General features: G+C 68.4%; 15 protein-coding genes. 12 read left to right on the top strand and 3 right to left on the bottom strand.

The window, feature by feature from the left end; all coding sequences use genetic code 11:
• The first annotated feature begins 27 nt into the window (after nucleotides 1-27).
• The 12 genes from hflK (at nucleotide 28) to FA89_RS14965 (ending at nucleotide 16,653) form a co-directional block, all read left to right on the top strand.
• The gene (gene hflK, locus FA89_RS15020) at nucleotides 28-1,929 is read left to right on the top strand and encodes a protease modulator HflK (protein ID WP_185754396.1); all 1,902 of its coding nucleotides are present in this window, start codon (nucleotides 28-30) and stop codon (nucleotides 1,927-1,929) included.
• Nucleotides 1,926-2,882 carry an SPFH domain-containing protein gene (locus FA89_RS15015; RefSeq protein ID WP_221174315.1) on the top strand — a complete coding sequence of 319 codons (957 nt, stop codon included), beginning with the start codon at nucleotides 1,926-1,928 and terminating at the stop codon, nucleotides 2,880-2,882. Before hflK ends, FA89_RS15015 begins: the two co-directional genes overlap by 4 nt.
• 5 nt (nucleotides 2,883-2,887) lie before the next feature.
• Nucleotides 2,888-3,919 (top strand): SPFH domain-containing protein, encoded by a 1,032-nt coding sequence (locus FA89_RS15010; RefSeq protein ID WP_185754395.1) that lies wholly within the window; start codon nucleotides 2,888-2,890, stop codon nucleotides 3,917-3,919.
• Nucleotides 3,916-5,805 (top strand): heavy metal translocating P-type ATPase, encoded by a 1,890-nt coding sequence (locus FA89_RS15005; protein WP_036141727.1) that lies wholly within the window; start codon nucleotides 3,916-3,918, stop codon nucleotides 5,803-5,805. Before FA89_RS15010 ends, FA89_RS15005 begins: the two co-directional genes overlap by 4 nt.
• A 56-nt stretch (nucleotides 5,806-5,861) precedes the next feature.
• On the top strand, nucleotides 5,862-6,386 hold the full coding sequence (locus FA89_RS15000) for a ZrgA family zinc uptake protein (RefSeq protein WP_051938834.1): 525 nt from the start codon (nucleotides 5,862-5,864) through the stop codon (nucleotides 6,384-6,386).
• Nucleotides 6,383-7,678 (top strand): GTP-binding protein, encoded by a 1,296-nt coding sequence (locus FA89_RS14995; RefSeq protein WP_036141725.1) that lies wholly within the window; start codon nucleotides 6,383-6,385, stop codon nucleotides 7,676-7,678. Before FA89_RS15000 ends, FA89_RS14995 begins: the two co-directional genes overlap by 4 nt.
• Nucleotides 7,679-7,945: 267 nt before the next feature.
• The gene (locus FA89_RS14990) at nucleotides 7,946-9,070 is read left to right on the top strand and encodes an efflux RND transporter periplasmic adaptor subunit (protein WP_036141722.1); all 1,125 of its coding nucleotides are present in this window, start codon (nucleotides 7,946-7,948) and stop codon (nucleotides 9,068-9,070) included.
• Nucleotides 9,067-12,156, top strand: a complete 3,090-nt coding sequence (locus tag FA89_RS14985) for an efflux RND transporter permease subunit (protein WP_036141719.1) — start codon at nucleotides 9,067-9,069, stop codon at nucleotides 12,154-12,156. Before FA89_RS14990 ends, FA89_RS14985 begins: the two co-directional genes overlap by 4 nt.
• Nucleotides 12,153-13,553, top strand: coding sequence for an efflux transporter outer membrane subunit (locus FA89_RS14980; protein ID WP_051938833.1), 1,401 nt, complete (start codon nucleotides 12,153-12,155; stop codon nucleotides 13,551-13,553). The genes FA89_RS14985 and FA89_RS14980 overlap by 4 nt, the downstream gene beginning before the upstream one ends.
• 124 nt (nucleotides 13,554-13,677) lie before the next feature.
• Nucleotides 13,678-14,235: a DUF4142 domain-containing protein gene (locus FA89_RS14975; protein ID WP_036141716.1), complete on the top strand. Its 558-nt coding sequence runs from the start codon at nucleotides 13,678-13,680 to the stop codon at nucleotides 14,233-14,235.
• Nucleotides 14,236-14,460: 225 nt separating this feature from the next.
• Nucleotides 14,461-16,023: a histidine kinase famiy protein gene (locus FA89_RS14970; protein ID WP_221174369.1), complete on the top strand. Its 1,563-nt coding sequence runs from the start codon at nucleotides 14,461-14,463 to the stop codon at nucleotides 16,021-16,023.
• Nucleotides 16,024-16,179: 156 nt separating this feature from the next.
• Entirely contained in the window at nucleotides 16,180-16,653 is a 474-nt protein-coding gene (locus FA89_RS14965) for an Hsp20 family protein (RefSeq protein WP_036141712.1), read from the top strand.
• A 95-nt stretch (nucleotides 16,654-16,748) separates the two neighbouring features.
• Here the strand turns inward: FA89_RS14965 and FA89_RS14960 are convergent, their stop codons facing one another.
• The 3 genes from FA89_RS14960 to FA89_RS14950 form a co-directional block, all read right to left on the bottom strand.
• Nucleotides 16,749-17,009 (bottom strand): hypothetical protein, encoded by a 261-nt coding sequence (locus FA89_RS14960; protein WP_036141710.1) that lies wholly within the window; start codon nucleotides 17,007-17,009, stop codon nucleotides 16,749-16,751.
• A gap of 114 nt (nucleotides 17,010-17,123) precedes the next feature.
• Complete coding sequence (locus FA89_RS19365; RefSeq protein ID WP_051938832.1) at nucleotides 17,124-17,900, bottom strand: alpha/beta fold hydrolase; 777 nt, start codon at nucleotides 17,898-17,900, stop codon at nucleotides 17,124-17,126.
• A gap of 63 nt (nucleotides 17,901-17,963) precedes the next feature.
• A complete protein-coding gene (locus FA89_RS14950) occupies nucleotides 17,964-19,493 on the bottom strand; it encodes a cryptochrome/photolyase family protein (RefSeq protein WP_036141707.1) in 1,530 nt (509 codons plus the stop codon).
• Nucleotides 19,494-19,497 lie beyond the last annotated feature (4 nt).

Genomic DNA, 19,497 nt, shown 5'->3' with positions numbered 1-19,497 from the left:
GGCCCTTTTCGTTTGCAGGCGTCGCACATGCTCCCGTATTCGCACGCTGGTGACCGACGTCCGTCGCCATCGGTCCCCTGGATCATGCCGGTGGCCGGCACGCTTGCCTTCATCCTTTCTCTAGTCGCCCTGTCGGCCGACGCACTGGCGCTCCGCCTGGCCGGCCTGTCCCTGCTGGCCGCCGCCACGGGGTGGTTCGCCGAAGGTCTGGTAGCACGCGTGCGTGCACGGCCGGACGGTTGGGTCGGCCCGGCCCGGGCCATGGCCTACCCGAAGCTGCCGTCGTCGCCCTGGCTCGCACAGGCCACGCTTGCCTTACGCCGGCTTCGGGCACGGTTCGACGCCATCGACTGGACCGGCGACTGGTTGCCGGGGATCGTGGCCGTCGCGGGCAACCTCGTCGTGCTGCTGGGCGTCGTCGGGTTCCTCCGCGTGCCAGGCTGGATGGATACGCCGCCGCCCCTGTGGACCGCGGTGGTTCTGCTGCTGGCCACGCTACCCGCCGTATTCCTGCAAAGGCTGGCGGCGACCTGGTCGCCTGGAGACGGGCCGGGCGTGGGCGATCTGCTGCGGGCGCCGCTGCTGTCCCTGGCCGCGGGCGGCGTCGCCAGCCTGTTCGCCGCGCAGGGCTACCTGTGGGCCAACGGCGTGCTTTACGTCGTCGGTGGCGTCATCGGCGCCTGTGCGGTCGAGTCCATCCTGCGCGCGGCGCTGCAACTGTTCATGCCGCTGGGTCCCACGTCCACGCGGCGCAATCCGGCCCTCCCGTGGCTGACCTCCGTGCTGCGCATGGCATGGCCGCGTCCGGGCCATGCGGCGCGCTGGTTGCGCGATGCCTACGGGATCGACCTCGCGCGCAGCTGGGTACTGGCCTTCCTCGCCCGCGCCGCGTTGCCGACCGGACTCTTCGTGCTGCTGCTGGCGTGGCTGTCCAGCGCCGTGACCGTCCTGGGCGTGTCGCAGCGCGCGGTCGTCGAACGCTTCGGCGTGCCGGTCGCCGTCGTCGGACCGGGCCTGCACGTGCACCTGCCGTGGCCGCTGGGGCGCGCACGCACGGTGGAGTTCGGGGTGATCCATCCGCTGCCGATCGTGTTTTCCGGCAAGCCGGGCGGTCGCCTCATGGCCGAACTGGCCAGTGCGGGTGCCGACGATGCCGAGGGCGCGATGGGCGCGGAGGCGATTCCGGCCGCGACGGCGGACCGGCTGTGGGATGGCTCGCACCCGGGCGAGGCCAGCTACCTCATCGCCAGCCGCTCCGGTGACCGGCAGGGCTTCCAGGTGGTCAACGTCGATCTGCGCGTGGTGTTCCGCGTGGCCGACGACGACGACGGCGCGATGGCCTCGGTGTACGGCGCCACCGATCCGGCCGCGCTCATCCGCGCCGAGGCGGGGCGGATGTTGGTGACCCATTTCTCGTCGTCCACGCTGGACGAACTGCTGGGCGAAAACCGCGCCGGTTTCATCGAGCGCTTTCGCGACGACCTGCAACGGCGCGTGGCCGCGTTCCATGCGGGCATCGCGGTGGTCAACGTGGTGGTGGAGGCGATCCATCCGCCCAGCGGTGCCGCCTCGGCATACCACAACGTGCAGGCGGCAGGCATCCGCAGCGACGCGATGCGTTTCCAGAGCGAGGCACGCGCGTTCGCCCTGCGCGGCAGTGCCGCCCAGGACGCATCACGAACCGTCAACCAGGCCCGCGCCGAGGCCAGCGAGAAGATCGGCGGCGCCCAGGCTACCTTCGCCACCTTCCAGGCCAGCACAAGAAGCCTGCATGCGGGGCCGGACGTGTTCGTTTTCGAATCCTGGCTGACGCACGTGGGCGACGCGCTCAACCGTGCCCACCTCACCATCATCGATCACCGCCTCGACAGCGAGAAGGCCACGCTCGACCTTCGACCCGTCGCAGCCGGACCAGGGGACACCTTGTGAGCATTACCGAAGCATCGGCCACCTCGTCGCCACGCGCCCGTACCGTTCGCTGGTCCGTGGCGGCGGCCATCGTGCTGCTGGCCGCGGTCTGCGCGTGCATCGTCATCGTCAGCCCGGGCGAGGGCGTGGTGGTCACCCGGTTCGGCCGTCCGGACCGCGTCCTGCTGGCACCGGGCGCGGCCTTCAAATGGCCTTCGCCAGTGGAGGCGACCACGCTGGTGGATCTTCGGCTGCGCACCACATCCAGTGGCCTGCAGGACGTGGGTACGCGCGACGGCCTGCGTGTCCTGGTGCAGGCTTACGTGGTCTGGTCGGTGCCGCATCGCGCCGACGACGTGCAGCTGTTCCTGCGTGCCGTGCAGAACGATCCGGACGTGGCCGCGTCGCAGCTGCGCAGCCTGATGGCGTCGTCGCTGGAAATGACGGCCAGCAGTTTCGACCTGGCCCAGATGGTCAACACCGATCCGGGACACATCCGCATCGATGCGTTCGAGGCGCGGCTGCGTGAGCGCGTGGGCGAGCAGGCCCGGCGTGTCTACGGCGTGGATATTCGCCAGGTGGGTATCGAGCGCCTGACGCTCTCCAGCGAAGCCTTGCAGGCGACGATCGACCGGATGAAATCCGAGCGCGACACAGCGGCCGCGCAGCGCTCCGCCGAGGGCCAGCGGCAGGCGGCGCAGATCGTGTCGGAAGCCGAGCGCGATGCGCGCATCGCCGTGGCCGGGGCCAAGGCCGAGGCGGCGGGTATCGAGGCGGACGCGCAGACGCAGTCCACCGCCATCTACCAGAAGGCGTACACCACCGATCCGAAGCTCTACACGATGCTGCGATCGTTCGACACCATGGATGCCGCGGTCGGGCCGGGCACCCGGATCATCCTGCGCACGGATGCCGCGCCGTTCCGCATGCTGGTGGACGGTCCGGCGGCCGGGCAGGGCGCGAAGAAGCCATGATGCCCATGCGTGCACCCGTCCTTGCCGACACGCTGACCTGGTCGTTCCGGTTGCTCTTCGCGTTGGTTGCCCTGCTGGCCGGCGCCTGGTTGCTGCACGGCGTGCAGCGCGTGCCGGCCGACAGCCGCGCGGTGGTCATGCGCTTCGGCCAGGTGGTCCGCACGGCGGGCCCCGGCCTGCTGCTGACCTGGCCCGCGCCGATCGACGCCGTGATCCTGCTGCCTTCGCAGGGGCGCCAGGTGCAGTTCGCGCCCGACGTGCTCGAGGCGCGATCGCCCATGGACGAAGGCATGCAGGACGTGCCGGGGCAGGGTGCCGCCACCTCGCCGAACGCGCGCGACAACACGTGGTTCTTCATGACCGGCGATGGAGCCCTGGTCCACCTGCGCACCATGCTGTTCTACCAGATCGACGATCCGGTGGCCTTCGTGACCGCGGGCGACCATATCGAGCCGCTGCTGCGGCGTGCGCTCATCGCCGCCGCCGTGCACCTGTGCGCCAGCCGCTCCCTCGACGGCATCCTGGTGGCACGGCCGGAGGCAGCGGGCACGCCACGGCTGGCCACGCAGCGTGAGCGTTTCGCGCTCGACCTGGTGAGCGAGGTCAACCGGCGCCTTGCCGCCGCGGCCGATACCCACGGCGGCATGGGCATCCGCGTGGCGCGCATCGACGTGGTGCCGTCGATCCCCGCCGGGGCCAAGGAATCGTTCGACAGCGTGCTGACCGTCGCCCAGCAGGTGGAGCGCTCGCTGGCCGATGCGCGGACCACTGCCGAGAACCGCCGCCAGATGGCCGAGCAGAATCGTGAGCGTGCCCTCGACGAGGCGCGTGCCCGCGCGCAGGAGGCGGTGCACAAGGCCGAGGAACGTTCGGCCGTGGTGCTGTCGCTGGGCCGCGACCCCTCGCTGGACCGGCGCACCGTGGTCGACCAGATCTATCGCGAGCGGGTCAGGTCGATCTTCGACATCGTCGGCCGGGTCGATACGGTGCCTGCCGGCGATCACACGCATGTCCTGATCTCCGGAGCCAGCCCATGACCGTTACCGCCACCGTCGCCTCGCCGGGCGCGATGCTGCTGACCGGCAGCGAACGTCGCCGCTGGCGCCTGCGCATCGTCGCGGTGTTGCTGGCCGCGGGCCTCATCGCTTTTTCGTTCGTGCTGGCCGCGTTGTTTCCCGAGCGCACGGTCGAGGTGGGCCTGCTCCAGGCCGTCGCCGCCGTGCTCGTGGCGGGACCCGCGTTCGCCTCGGCCCTGCGCAGCCTGCATCAGCCCGACCTGCATGGCGTGGTCGACCAGCTGGTGGCGCTGGCGATCCTGGCCTGCCTGGTGTCGGCCAACTTCGTCACCGCCACGCTGCTGCCGGTCATCATGCTGGTCGGGCAGATGCTGGAAGACCGCTCGCTGCTGGGCACGCGCGAAGCGGTGGAGGCCCTGACCGCCCTCACGGCCAGCACGGCGCGCATGGTGCGCGACGGCCAGGTGGACACGGTGCCTGCCGAGCGGCTGGTGGCCGGCGACGTGATCGAGGTGCGGCCCGGCGATCGCATACCCGCCGATGGCGTGGTGGTCACGGGAACGGCCAGCGTGGACACCGCATCGCTCACCGGCGAATCGTTGCCCGTGGAAGTGGCGGTGGGCGACACCGTGCTGGGTAGTTCGCTCAGCCTCAACGGCCTGTTGCACGTGCGCGTGTCGCGCGTCGGCTCGCAATCCGCGCTCGGTCGCGTGGTGGCGCTGATGCAGGACGCCGAGCGGAGCAAGCCGCCGATCACCCGGCTGCTCGAACGCTATGCGGGACGCTACCTCGTGCTGGTGCTGCTCGTCGCCCTGATCCTCTGGTTCACCACGCAGAGCATGGGTGCCGTGCTCGCGCTGCTGGTGGCCGCGTGTCCCTCCGCCATGGTGCTGGCCGCGCCATCCACCGCGCTGGCCGCGGTGAGCGTGGCCGCGCGCCACGGCATCCTGGTCAAGAGCAGCATCGTGTTCGAACGCCTGGCCGAAGCCGACGCCCTGGTGGTCGACAAGACCGGCACGGTCACTACCGGGCGCCTGCGCGTGGTCCGGCTGGCGCCATCGCACGAGGACGATCGCGCGCGCCTGGCGTCCGTCGCCATGGCGCTGGGCGCGGCCAGCACCCATCCGGTCGGGCGTGCCATCGCGCAATGGCCGGGCACGCCGGCCGCGCTGGACGATATCCGCGAGGAGGCCGGCTTCGGCATGCGCGCGCAGGGCCCGGCGGGTCCCGTGTTCCTCGGTCGCGAAAGCCTGCTCGGGCAGCACGGCGTCGCGGTGTCCGCACCGCCGGATCATGACGGGCCGGTGGCGGCCGTGGCCGAGGCGGGTCGTCTGCTGGGCTGGGTGTGCCTGGCCGACGAAGTGCGCGAGGGCGTGGCCGATACCTTGCTCGCGCTGCGCGGGCTGGGCATCCGCCGGCAAGCCTTGCTCACCGGCGATCGTCCGTCGGAAGCCGCCCGGGTCGCCGACATCGCGGGCCTGGAGGATGTCGTCGCCGGGGCGCTGCCCCCAGACAAGCTGGCCTTCGTCCAATCGGTGGTCGCCGCAGGGGGCAAGCCGCTGGTCGTGGGTGACGGCATCAACGATGCCCTGGCGCTGCGCGCAGGCCTGGTCGGCATGGCGATGGGCGGGCAGGGTAGCGACATCGCCCTGGCCTCGGCGGATATCGTGCTGGCGGGCGACGACTTCTCGCGTATCGCCACGGCGGTGCGGCTGGCGCGTCGCACCCGGCGCACGCTACGGGTCAACCTGGGGCTCAGCGCGGCCTGGACACTGGCCCTGGTCGGCATGGCGCTCGGCGGCGGATGGGCCGGCAACGGCGCACTCGCCGCCGCGATGCTGCAAAACCTCGGCGCGTTCATCGTCATCGCGAATGCAGGAAGACTGCTCAAATTCAACGAAACATGACGCTATCGCTCGCTTCGAGTGTTATATTATAACAATACTCACCCGGAGACGAACCCATGAATATGTCGATGATGGTCTTTCCGTTCCTGCTTGCGCTGCTGCCCGCCGCCGCCGGTGCCGAGGAACGTCACCTGGGGCCCCATGTGCATGGCCAGGCCAGCGTCGGGGTGTCGATGGAAGCCGACGCGCTCGACGTGCAGTTGAGTCTGCCCGGCCATGACGCCGTCGGCTTCGAGCACCCGCCGGGTTCGGCGCAGGAGCACGCGGCGCTGGACAAGGCCCTTGCCACGCTGAAGGCGGGAACCTGGTTCGTGCCCGCCGCGGCGGCCAGCTGCACGCTCGTGTCCGCGACGGTGTCGCCGCACGGGTTCGGCGGTGCGACCGAGCCTGGCGGCCATGCCGATATCGACGCGGCGTATCACTACACCTGCCACACCGCTGCGCGGCTGGATCACGTCGACGTCCGTCTGGCGGCGGCGTTCCCGGGGCTGCAGAAGATCGTGGTCGACACCATCGGTGGCTCGGGCAGCAATCAGCAGACCCTGCAGGGCACTGCCAGCCACGTGGACCTGCAGCCATGAGCGCGCCCTTCGCCGCCACGCGCGCGAACCGGTTGCCCGTCACCGTGCTGTCGGGTTTCCTCGGCGCGGGCAAGACCACGCTGCTGAACCATGTGCTGCACAACCGCGACGGACGACGGGTGGCGGTGATCGTCAACGACATGAGCGAGGTGAACATCGATGCGTCGCTGATCCGCGACGGCGGTGCCGATCTCAGTCGCACCGAGGAAAAACTGGTCGAGTTTTCCAACGGCTGCATCTGCTGCACGTTGCGCGACGACCTGATGCAGGAGGTGCGCCGGCTGGCCGACGAAGGACGCTTCGACTACCTGCTGATCGAATCCACGGGCATCGGCGAGCCCATGCCCGTGGCAGCCACCTTCCACGTGCGCGACGAGGACGGCTTCTCGCTGTCGGACCTGGCGCGGCTGGATACGATGGTCACGGTGGTCGACGGCCCCAGTTTCCTCGCCGATTTCTGTTCCACCGATTCCATCGCCTCGCGTGGCCAGTCCAACGGCGACGACGATGATCGCTCGCTGGTCACCCTGCTCACCGAGCAGGTGGAATTCGCCGACGTCATCGTGGTGAACAAGTGCGACCGGCTGGACAGCGTGGCACGGCGGCAGGTGCGCGCCGTGCTGCGTGCGCTCAACCGTGACGCGCGGATCGTCGAGGCGGCGTTCGGCGAGGTGGACCTCGCGCTGGTGCTGGACACCGGCCTGTTCGATTACGACAAGGCGCAGACGGCGCCCGGCTGGGTCAAGGAGCTGATGGGGGCGCACACCCCCGAGACCGAGGCCTACGGCATCACCAGCTTCGTCTATCGCGCCACGCGGCCGTTCCATCCGGCACGTCTGCAACGGCTGTTCGACGAGGGCATCCGCGGCGTGCTGCGCGCCAAGGGCTACTTCTGGCTGGCCTCGCGCATGGACTGGGTAGGCAGCCTGGCCGTGGCCGGCGGTGCCACCGAGGTCGCCGCCGCCGGTCACTGGTGGGCCAGTCGTCATCGCGTGCGCGCCGGACTTCGCGTGCCCTTCGACGAAGGCGATCTCGGGGTTTCCCCGCCGGATGCCGACGAGCTGCCGGGCGACGACCAGCGCCGGGCGGTGCTGGCGCTGTGGGACGCCCGTTACGGCGATCGGCGGCAGGAACTGGTGATGATCGGTGTCGATCTGCCTGAGGCGGTGGTGCGCGAGACACTGGATGCCTGCCTGCTCACCGACGAGGAAATGGTCCTGGGTACCGTCGGCTGGCGATCGTTGCCCGATCCGTTCCCGGGCTGGTCACTGTCGCGCGAAAATAATTCGTAAAAAACGCCCTTCGGAAAGACGACCGAAAGACGGCTCGGCGTTAATCGCGCTGCTGCGGTGCAGCGACCATCCCTGGAGCGGCGCGATGTATCCAACGAGCTATAAACGCAGGGGCATGCAACCGCCACCATCGGCCTGACCGCACGGCCATGCCACGGGTGGCCCGCTATCGCGGGTGCCCTTCGTTTTCCATGACACGTATCGCGTCGCACGCCCGAGCCTCCGCATCGGGCGGTGCGCGTCTGCGTGTGCGCTCGAGATCGCGCCATGACATCCCTTGCCCTTCGCCTTGCCCTCGTCCCGTTCGCCCTGGTCACCCTCACCGGCGCACTCGCCGGTTGTTCGCACCCGCCGTCGGCTGCCCCGCCGGTGCCCGCTTTTACCGTGGAACACGGCGTGGTGAAGGTCGGGGCCGGATCGCCGTTGCGTCGGGCCCTCACCATCGCGCCGGTGCGGGTGGATACCGCTGCATCGCATGTCACCTGGCCGACCACGGTGGAAGCCGATCCGGTGCGTACCGTTGCCATCGTCTCGCCCGGCACCGGCCGGATCGCACGGATCTGGGTGGGTCTGGGCGATCGCGTGGAGAAAGGCCAGGTGCTGCTCACGCTGACGTCGGTCGATATCGCCGATGCCCGCGCGGACGAACGCAAGGCGGTCGATACGCTAGGCCTGGCCCGTGAGGCCCTGGATCGTGCGCAGAAAGTCAGCGACGCCGGTGGCGCATCCACCCGCGACCTGGAAGCCGCGCGCAGCGCCTCGGCCCAGGCGATCGCCGAGGAAGCCCGAGCACGGGCACGCCTGGCCGCCCTGGCCGGCGGGGCGGATGCGGTGGCGAAAGACGGCAGCGTCGCGGTCAGGGCGCCGCTGGCCGGCGTCGTCACCGCACTCGGCGTCGCGCCGGGTGCGCTGGTCGCCGATGCGACCACGGCGCTGCTGACGATCAGCGACACCGGCCATGCCTGGGTAACGGCCTACGTGCCCGAAGACCAGGCCGGCTGGGTCCATCGCGGCAGCACGGCGGCACTGACCTTCATCGGCTTGCCGGGCGTGGTGCTGCAGGGTCGCGTGGAGGCGATCGATCCGGCACTGGACGGCGACACGCGGCGGCTGAAGGCGCACTTCGTCGTGGCCGGACAGGAGGATCACCTGCGTCCCAACATGTTCGGGCAGGCCACCTTCGACGCGCCCGATAGCCCCCACGTCCTGGTGCCGCAAAGCGCGCTGGTCATGGACAACGACCGGCTGAGCGTCTTCCTCGAACGCGCGCCCTGGTGTTTCGAACGACGCACGGTGGAGGCCGGCCGCGAGGTGGGTGCCGACGTGGAAATCGTGCAGGGCCTGAAGGCCGGCGATGCCGTGGTCACGCGTGGCGGAGTGCTGCTGCAATGATCGCGCGCCTGATGACGTTCTGCTTCCATCGCCTGGGCGTGGTGGCCGCGGTGATGTTGCTCACGCTGGGCTACGGCTATTACGCCGCCACCCAGATCGCCATCGAGGCCTACCCGGAGCTGAGCGACGTGACCGCGCAGGTCACCACGCAGGCGCCCGGCCTGGCCGCCGAGGAGATCGAGCAGCAGATCACCACGCCGATCGAACGCGCGCTGGCCGGTGTGCCGGGCCTGGCCACGATGCGGTCGAGCAGTTCGTTCGGCCTGTCGCTGATCACGCTGACCTTCAAGGAAGGCAGCGAGGACTACTGGGTACGCTCGCGCATCCGCGAGAAGCTGGCCGACGTGTCGTTGCCGTCCGGCGTGTCCGCCGGGTTGGATGCCGTCTCCGGACCTGCCGGCGAGATCTACCGCTACACGCTGGAATCGCCGTCGAAGAACCTGATGCAGTTGTCCGAGCTGCAACGCTGGGTGGTGATCCCGGCCCTCAAGCAGGTACCCGGGGTGGCCGAGGTGGACAACTTCGGCGGCTTCACCAAGGAGTTCCAGCTCACCGTGGACCCGGCCGCCCTGCAACGACTGGGCGTCGGCATGAACGACGTGATCGCCGCGATGGCCGCCAACAATGCCAACGCGGGCGGCGGGCGTATCTCGCGCGGCGAGCAGTCGTACGTGGTGCGCGGCATCGGGCTGGTCCGGTCGCTGGACGACATGGGCGCCATCGTGGTCGCGCACAACCACGGCGTGCCCGTGATGCTGCGCGACGTCGGCCGGCTGTCGTACGGTCACCAGACCCGCGAGGGCATCCTCGGCAAGGACGGCAACCCCGATGCGGTCGAGGGCATCGTCGACATGCTGCTGCACGAGAACGCCTCGCGCGTGCTGCAGGGCATCCACGCGACGGTGTCGTCACTCAACCGGAAGCTGGCCGCGGAAGACGTGCGGATCGTGCCCTACATCGATCGCGACGACCTGGTCCAGGCCACCGTGCACAAGGTGCAGCACACGGTAGTGGAAGGCGTCGGCCTGGTCTGCCTGGTGCTCATCCTGTTTCTCGGCAGCCCGCGCAGCGCGCTGATCGCGGCCGTCACCATCCCGTTTTCGCTGGTGGTGGTGTTCATCCTGATGCACCTGACGAAAACGCCGGCGAACCTGTTCTCGCTCGGTGCGATCGATTTCGGCGTGATCGTCGACGGCGCCATCGTGGTCACCGAGACGATCCTGCGACGTCGCGAGGCGCATCCGACCACCACGCTGTCGCCGGAGGAAGTGCTCGAGGCGACGGCCAAGGTGGCCCGGCCGATCTTCTTCGCCACGCTCATCATCATCACCGCCTACCTGCCGCTGCTGGCGTTCGAGCACGCGGAAGGCAAGCTGTTCGCGCCGATGGCCTATACGGTGGGCTTCGCGCTGATCGGCGCGCTGCTGACCACGCTGGTGCTGATTCCCGGCCTGGCGTACCTCGCGTTTCGCAAGCCGCACAAGCTGTTCCACAACAAGCCGCTGGAGTGGCTGCAGAACCGTTATGCGGGCGCGCTCGGCCGGTTGCTGGTCAGGCCATGGATCGCGGCGGTGGCCGTGCTGGTCACCCTGGCGTGTGTCGCCGTCATGGGCAGCAACGTGGGGCGGGAATTCCTGCCGGATCTCGACGAGGGCGCCCTGTGGGTGCAGGTGCAGCTGCCCTCCGGCCTGTCGCTGGAGAAGGCCAGCGCCATGGCCTCCGATTATCGGGCGGCCGTGCGTGCCTTCCCCGAAGTGTCGTACGTGGTCACGCAGCTGGGCCGCAACGACGACGGCACCGATCCGTGGACGCCCTCGCACATCGAATCCGGCGTGGGCCTGACCCCTTACGACACCTGGCCCGCCGGCGAGACCAAGGCCAGCTTCGTCGCCCGGTTGAACCGACGGCTGAGCGCCATGCCGGGTATCAGCGTCGGTATCAGCCAGCCCATCGTGGACGGCGAGAACGACAAGATCGGCGGGGCGCACAGCCCGCTGGTGCTGCGCATCTACGGTGACGACTTCAAGGAACTGCGGCGGATCGGCAACGGTGTGGTCGATGTGCTCAAGGGTATCGACGGCACCGCGGACGCGTCCATCTTCCAGGAGTCGCCCGTGCCGCAGATCGCCATCGAGGTGGACCGCGAAGCGGCCGCGCGTTACGGCATCAACGTGGCGGACATCGATGCGCTCATCCAGACCGGGCTGGGCGGTGCCCCCGTGTCGCAGGTGTACGTGGACGATCGTGTCTACAACATGACCGCCAAGGTGCCGCGCGACGTGGCGGGCGACCGCGACCGGCTGGGCACGTTGACGCTGCGCAGCGCCGATGGCGTGCAGGTGCCGCTGTCGATGGTGGCGCATATCCGCGAGCAATCCGGCGAAGCCACGGTGGCGCACGAGATGGGCCGGCGCAACCTCATCGTGCGCGTGGACAACGAAGGGCGGGCCCTGTCCGATTACCTCGCCGAGGCCAACCGGAAGATCCAGTCCGATGTGCATTTCGACCGCAGTCGTTACCGACTGGAGTGGGGCGGCCAGTTCGAGAACCAGCAACGCGCGCAATCGCGCCTGGCGCTGGCGTTGTGCATGGTGGTGGCGGTGATGACGATCTTCCTGTTCGCCGAGTTCGGCAAGCTGCGCCAGGCCGCGCTGGTCCTCGGTGTGGTGCCTCTGGCCGCCTTGGGCGGCATGCTGGCCATCGTGCTGCGCGGGGAGACGCTGAACATCGCCACGGCGGTGGGCTTCATCGCGCTGTTCGGTGTCGCGGTACAGAACGGGGTCATCATGGTGTCCAACTTCAACCGGGTACGCGAGAAGGGTGTGGGGATCGTCGATGCCGTGATGGCCGGCGCGACGCAACGTTTCCGCCCGGTGCTGATGACCGCGACGGTCGCCACCGCCGGCATGCTGCCCGCCGCGCTGGCCACGGGCATCGGTACCGACGTGCAGCGTGGGCTGGCCACGGTGGTGGTGGGAGGGCTGGGCATCGCCACGCTGCTGACGCTGTTCGTGCTGCCTGCGCTGTATTGCCTGATCGAAGCGCGCGCGGAGCGCCGTGCCGCCCGCCGGAGGAACGACGCATGATGCCGTTGCATTCGTACGTACGCCGCATGGCGATCCTGGCCTGGCCGCTGTTGGCTGCGGGCTGCGCCGTCGGGCCCGACTTCCGGCACCCCGACCTGGCTCGGGACTACCCGTCGCCGGATGCCCTGGCCGCGCCGGTACGGGACCTGCGTGCCGACTGGTGGTCCGGTTTCGGCAACGCGCAGCTGGATGCGCGCGTGGCGCGCTCCCTGCGCAACAACCCCGACGTGCAGGCCGCGCAGGCGGCGTTGATGGCGGCGCGTGAAACGGCCGAGGCGCAGCGCGGCAGCTTCTTTCCTGCCGTGAGTGCGGAGGTGAACCCCACGCGGCAGAAGACCTCCGGCGCTCTCTCCAGCGTGCCTGCCGACGGCAGTTACGTGTACAGCCTGCACACCGCTAGCCTGACGATGGCCTATACGCCCGACCTTTTCGGCGGCAACCGCCGGAGCGTCGAGGCGCTGGTCTCGCAGGCCGATGCGCAGGAAGCCCAGTGGCAGGCCACGCGGCTGACCCTGATTGCCAACGTGGCCGTCGGCTTCATCCAAGAGGCCGGGCTGGCCGCGCAGTTGCAAGCGGTCGATGCCGCGGTGCAGACGCAGCAGCATTCCCTGGAGATCGTGCAGAAACGCCTCGCGCTGGGTGACGCATCGCGCGGCGACGTGCTGTTGCAGACCGCGGCCCTGGCCGCCGTGCAGGCGCAGCGTCCCGCGCTGGAGAAGCAGCTGGCCCAGCAGCGCGACCGCAATGCCGTTCTCGAGGGCCTTGGCGCGGCGGCTCCGGATGCCGATCCCGCCACGCTGGCATCGATCCGGATGCCCGCCGACCTGCCTGCGAGCGTGCCCTCGGCATGGCTGGAAGACCGGCCGGATATCCGCATGGCCGAAGCGCAGTGGCATGCCGCGCGGGCCCAGGTCGGCGTGGCGACGGCGATGCGGTTGCCGTCCTTGACGCTGACGGCCGGGGGCGGAAGCTCCGCGGCCAGCTTCGGCAGCTTGTTCGGGCCGGGCACGGCCTTCTGGAACCTCGCGGGCGACCTGGCTGCGCCGATCTTCGACGGTGGTGCATTGCGGCACCGGCAGCGTGCCGCGGAAGCGACCGACAGGCAGGCGGCAGCGACGTATCGCAGCACGGTGATCAATGCCTTTGCCAACGTTGCCGATGCCCTGCATGCGCGCGAGGCCGACGAACGCGGATACCAGTTGGCGCTGGCCGCGCGTGACGCGGCGGCGCAGAGTTACCAGGTGGCACAGGCCCAGTCCGCCGACGGCGACATCAGCACCCTTACGCTACTGGCCGCCGAGCAGACGCTGCGCAATGCCGACCTCACCCTGGCAAGCGCGCAAATGCAACGCCTGGAAGATGCGGTAGCCCTCCTGCAGGCCATCACCCCAAGGTAGGAGCGCACGCGCGTGCGCGATCCCCTCGACACCAAGATCCCTCCACCCCAACGACGATTCCTGCACAGCCCTTTCATGACACGCATGAGACACCACCCGGTACCTCATCTCCACAGGAGCCGCCATGAACCGTCTCGCCCCGCGTTACCTCGCCCTTGCCCTCGCCTTGGTCGTGGGCACCACCCCTATGGCGTTCGCACAGACCAATGAAGCCCAGGCCGACCGCGCGGCCCCCAATCCGGCCACGATGACCAACGCGCCGGACGCCAAGTTCGTCGAAACCGCCAGCGCCGCGGGCCTTGCGGAAGTGTCGCTGGGCAAGCTGGGCGCACAGCAGGGCCAGTCGCAGGACGTGAAGGACTTCGGCCAGAAGATGGTGGAAGATCACACCAAGGCCAACGATGAACTCAAGACCATCGCCGCCGGCAAGTCCATTCCCGTGTCCACGTTGCCGATGGCCCAGGACGCGAAAGCCGCGACCATGATCGCCAAGAAGCAAGGGGCGGCATTCGACGAGGCCTTCAAGAAAAAGATGGTAGCCGACCACGAAAAGGTGGTGATGCTGTTCACGAAGGAATCGACCAGCGGCAAGGATCCTGATCTGAAGGCCTTCGCGGCCAAGACGCTGCCCACGCTGCAGCATCACCTGGAGATGGCGAAACAGCTGCCCGCGGGCAAGTAAGCCGCGCTCCTGATCACGTATTCACGCCTGACCCCGGGCCCGCTACGATAGATACCGTAGCTGCGCCCGGGGTCTGCGCGTTTCACGGAATCCGATCGCCATTTATCCATGCACGCTGCCGGCAGGCCCGGCAGGTCAAAGTACGAGATCCGAATGAGCGACGAACCCCAGTGGCTTGCCGACGCGGCAGGCAGCGGTAAACGCGTGGCGTTGGGTTACACGGGAATGGACCATCCCGAGCACGACATCTTCTTCGCTGCGGTGCAGACCACCCGCATGCCGATGATCGTGACCAATCCCGGCCTGCCTGACAACCCCATCGTCTTCGCCAACGAAGCGTTCATCCGCATGACCGGGTATTCCTCGGCCGAGCTGCTGGGCCAGAATTGCCGATTCCTGCAGGGCAAGGACACGGACATGGACACCGTGGCCGAGATCCGCAAGGCGGTGGAGGAGCGGCGCGAGATCGCCACGGAGATATTGAACTATCGCAAGGACGGCGCGACGTTCTGGAATGCGCTGTTCATTTCACCCGTCTACGACCGTGCCGGCAAGCTGATCTATTTCTTCGCGTCCCAGCTGGACATCAGCCGGCGGCGCGATGCGGAAGATGCCCTGCGCCAGGCGCAGAAGATGGAAGCCCTGGGGCAGCTCACCGGCGGTATCGCTCACGATTTCAACAACCTGCTGCAGGTCATCACCGGCTACCTCGAGGGCATCGGCATGACCGCGTCGCGCCCGGAGCCCGATGTCGACCGCATCCAGCGCCAGGTGGATTCGGCACAAAAGGCGGTGAAGCGTGCCGCGACGCTCACTCAGCAATTGCTGTCTTTCGCACGAAAGCAACGGCTGGACGGCCGGACCGTGAACGCCAACTCGTTGATCTCGGGCATGCACGACATGATGCTGCGCGTGCTTGGCGAGGCCGCCGACATCCGGCTCGATTTCGACGACGACCTGCGTCTTTGCCGCATCGATCCCACCCAGGGCGAGGTGGCGCTGCTCAACATCGTCATCAATGCACGCGACGCCATGGCCGGCCGCACCGGCCAGGTCATTACCATCGGTACGCGCAACGTCAGCATCGGGCCGTCGGACGGGCGCTCCTTCAGCGACCTTCGCCCGGGCGACTATGTCGAGATATCCGTAACCGACACGGGCAACGGTATGCCGCCTGACGTGATCCAGCGCGTCATGGAGCCCTTCTTCACCACCAAGGAAGAGGGAAGGGGCACCGGCCTGGGGCTATCCATGGTGTACGGCTTCGCACGCCAGTCCGGCGGCGGCGTGCACATCTACTCGGAAGAGGGCGTGGGAACCACCGTGCGCCTGTTCTTCCCGGCGGCCAGCGCGGATATCCATCATCCGATCGAGAAGCGTCCCGACCCCACCGTGGAGCGCCGCGGTCACGAACGCATCCTGGTCGTCGAAGACCGCGAGGACGTGGCCGAACTGGCGCGCGATATCCTCGAGGAGAACGGCTATACCGTGCACGTGGCCACGCAGGCGCTGGAGGCACTCGCCTATCTTGACGAAGGCCGCAAGTTCGACCTGTTGTTCACGGACCTGATCATGCCCGGTGGCATGAACGGTGTGATGCTGGCCCGGAAGGTGAGGGAGCGGTTGCCGCGCGTGCGCGTGCTGCTGACGACGGGCTATGCCGATTCGTCGATCGAGCGCCAGGATGCCGGCGGCAAGGAGTTCGACATCATCCACAAGCCGTACGGGCGCGCGGAACTGGCAAGGAAGATTCGTATCGTCCTGGAGGGGCACACGGGCGTCAGCTGACCGTTATGGACGGCTAAATTTTTCCTGAATCCGGCCCCTTGAACTTTTTTCGGAAGTTCATAAATTACGACCGCTGGCCGCTTCGGGGCCAGCCTCGCCGCGGCCCATTCCGGGCGTGGCGCCGAGAACTCATTACCATGTTGCGAGGATATGGCTATGCGAACTCTTCTGAATGTGGCTCCGCTCCATCGTTCGAGTGTCGGCTTCGATCGCGTCTTCGACCTGCTGGAGGCAGCCACCGTGCGCGGCCAGTCGGCCGACAACTACCCGCCGTTCGATTCGGTGAAGCTCGCCGACGACCAGTACCGTATCACCATGGCCGTCGCCGGTTTCCGCGAGGATGAACTGGAGATTTCGACCCAGGGGAACTGGCTGCTGGTCAGTGGCGAACGTCAGGCCGAAAGTGAAGGTGAATACCTGCATCGCGGCATCGCGACACGCCCGTTCCAGCGTCGCTTCGAACTGGCGGAGCACGTGCATGTCACCGGCGCGACGCTCCGTGACGGGTTGCTTTCCATCGAGCTGAAGCGCGAGGTGCCCGAGGCGATGAAGCCGCGGCGTATCGACATCGCGTCGACGCCGCATCCGAAGGAAAGCGTGCGGCACCTGCTTGACCAGGCGGCATCGTGATGTGCGTTTCGTGACATGTGTATCGGGAGCCCCGCGTTTGCGGGGCTCTTTTGTTCGATCGGCGCACGTTCGCGCCGATCGACACCGCGCGCCGATCAGGGCGTGCCGTAGGGCAGGGTGTGCTCGGAAGACGTCACGGCGGTGCCGGGGAAGGCGCCGTAGGGCAGCATCGTACCCGCTGCGGGAGCGCGGGCAGGTGTCGTGGCTGCGGCATCCGCCGAATACGCCGAAGACCTTTGCTCCGAAGCGACGAGGCGATGCCACTGCGGCGCGGTGGCCATGACACCGAGGGCGAGCACGATCAACGCGAGTGGGAACGCGTGGCCGGCGGGGCGGGCGGAGACGGAGGTGTTCATGCAAGGTCCTGCGCCAGGGCGGTGCGCCCTGTTCTTCAGGTAAAAGCTTGCGCGCTTGCTCGCGTGCGATCCAATCGTTCGTTGCTATGGACGCGATAGGGGCCGCGAATGCGGTCAGTCGCGCGCGATGGCGAAGTCGCGGGGCACAGGTGCCTCCAGCGCGCGGACGATCGATGCGACGATCCGGGCGAAGGCTTCGGGATCTTCCAGCACCATCAGGTGACCGACGCCGGGCATCACGTAGGTCTCCACCGCCATGGCGGCCAGCCGCGTGGGCACGCCGAGGGCGCTGGACGAGAGTTCGCCCTGGATCAGGTAGGTGGGCGTCTGCGCCATGACTCGCGACACCGCCGTGGCGTAACCGGGGTGCACGGTTTCCACCAGCAACGCCCGGGCCATCGCGTGGACCGCGGTGGCGGACTGATGGTTTAGCCATTCGCGCACACGATCCAGCTGCACGGGATCGCCCCGCAGGTGTTCCGGGGCCAGGAAGACGCCCGGGTCGGCCTGTGCGCGGTCCAGCCATGCCTGGATCTGTGCGGGTCCCATGGGGGCGAGGCGCGACGACAGAAAGGCGTCGCTGGGGGCGAGATTGCCTTCGGCGCTGATCAGGCCGGCTACGCGATCGGGCCAGCGCTCCGCGAAACGGATGCACAGGGGTGCGCCGCCCGAATGGCCGGCGAGCACCACCGGCTGCTCGCCGAAGGCCTGGCGGATCAAGCCGTCCAGGTGGGTCACCTGCTCGGCGATCGAGGGCGGGCGTTGCCCCGCATAGGCTCCGTAACCGATCAGGTCCGGACTGAGCACCCGCGCCGGGTCCATGCCGGTGAGCAATTGCGGGAACCTGAGATGGCCGATGAAGCCGTGTACGTAGACGAGCGGTAGTGGCATCCGGACTTCCTCCAGGGAAGTTATCGGCCGGCGTCGTCGTCTGCTTGAGGGGCCGGCATCCCTTTAAGCTTTCCAACTCTCCCTCAGCCGCCCTGCGCGTTCCCGGATGGCCGCCAGCTGCGATTCGCTCAGGCGGTCCAGGGAGCGCCACTGCAGCGCGGCACGTGGGTGGTGCCGGAATCGGTCCCGATGGCGGTCGAGGAAATCCCAGTACAGCGTGGTGAAGGGGCAGGCCTCCTCGCCCGCGGCCTTGCCCGGCTGGTAGCGGCAGCCCTCACAGTAGTCGCTCATGCGCTCGATGTATCGCCCGGAGGCCGCGTAGGGCTTCGAGACCATGCGCCCGCCGTCGGCGAACTGGCTCATGCCGAGCGTGTTCGGCGCCTCCACCCACTCCACGGCATCCACGTAGATCGCCAGGTACCAGGCGTGGACCTGCGCCGGTTCGACCCCCAGCAGCAGGGCGAAGTTGCCGGTGACCATCAGCCGCTGGATGTGGTGGGCGTAGCCGATGCGCAGGGTCTGCGTGATCACCTCGCGCAAGCACCGCATATCGGTCTGGCCGGTCCAGTAGAACGCCGGCAGCGCCTGCCGCGCGCCGAGCGCATTGGAGGCGAGCAGCCGCTCGGGCGCCAGCCAGTACACCCCGCGCACGAATTCGCGCCAGCCGAGCACTTGTCGCACGAAACCTTCCACGGAAGCCAGGTCGGCCTGGCCCTGGCGGTAGCGTGACAGGGCGGCCTCGATCACCTCCGCCGGCGATATCAGGCGCAGGTTGAGGCTGGTGGAAAAGCGCGCGTGATAAAGCCACGGCTCACTCGTCCACATCGCATCCTGCCACGGCCCGAAGGCGGCCAGCCGATGGTCGAGGAAGTCGGTCAGCGCCTGCAGGGCATCATCCCGGGTCACCGGCCAGTCGAAAGCGCCGGTTTCGCCGGGATGATCGGGAAACATCGCCTCCACATCGTCCAGGGCGGATCGCGTGATGGCATCCGGTGCGAACGGCATCGGTGCCGGCAGCCAACCCGGCCCCTGCCGTCCGAAGCTCTTCCGGTTCTGCGTGTCGTAGTTCCACTGGCCGCCCAGCGGCTCGCCGTCGTCCAGCAGAATGTCGTGGCGTCGGCGCATCCAGCGGTAGAAATGCTCCATCCGAAGCTGGGTCTTGCCCTTAGCCCAACGGGAAAATTCGTCCGCGGATACGAGGAAGTGCCGGTCGGGTCGTTCCACATAGGGCAGGCCGTGGGCATCCGCCAATGCGCGCAGGCCGGCGCGGAGCCGGTGCTCGCCGGGACGGACGGCAAGCAGGCGCTGCGGGCGTGCCGAAGCGATCGCCTGGTCCAGCAGGTCGAGCAACGCGTCGGGACCGGGCGCGTCGATCGGGGTGTAGTCGAGCGGATAACCGCGTTCGCGCAGGCCGGCCGCGAAATGGCGCATCGCGGCCAGGAAGAGGGCCGTGCGTGCCTTGTGCGACCACACATGCTCGGATTCGCCCCGACGCTCGGCCATCCAGACCCGGTCCTGCCCCGGGTCGAAATCGTCGAAGACGGCCGAATCCATGTTCAGCTGGTCACCAAAGACGATAACGAGGTGACGCATCCCT

The sequence above is a fragment of the Luteibacter sp. 9135 genome, from assembly GCF_000745005.1.
Lineage (GTDB): Bacteria > Pseudomonadota > Gammaproteobacteria > Xanthomonadales > Rhodanobacteraceae > Luteibacter.
This window is presented reverse-complemented; position numbering and strand designations above follow the sequence as displayed.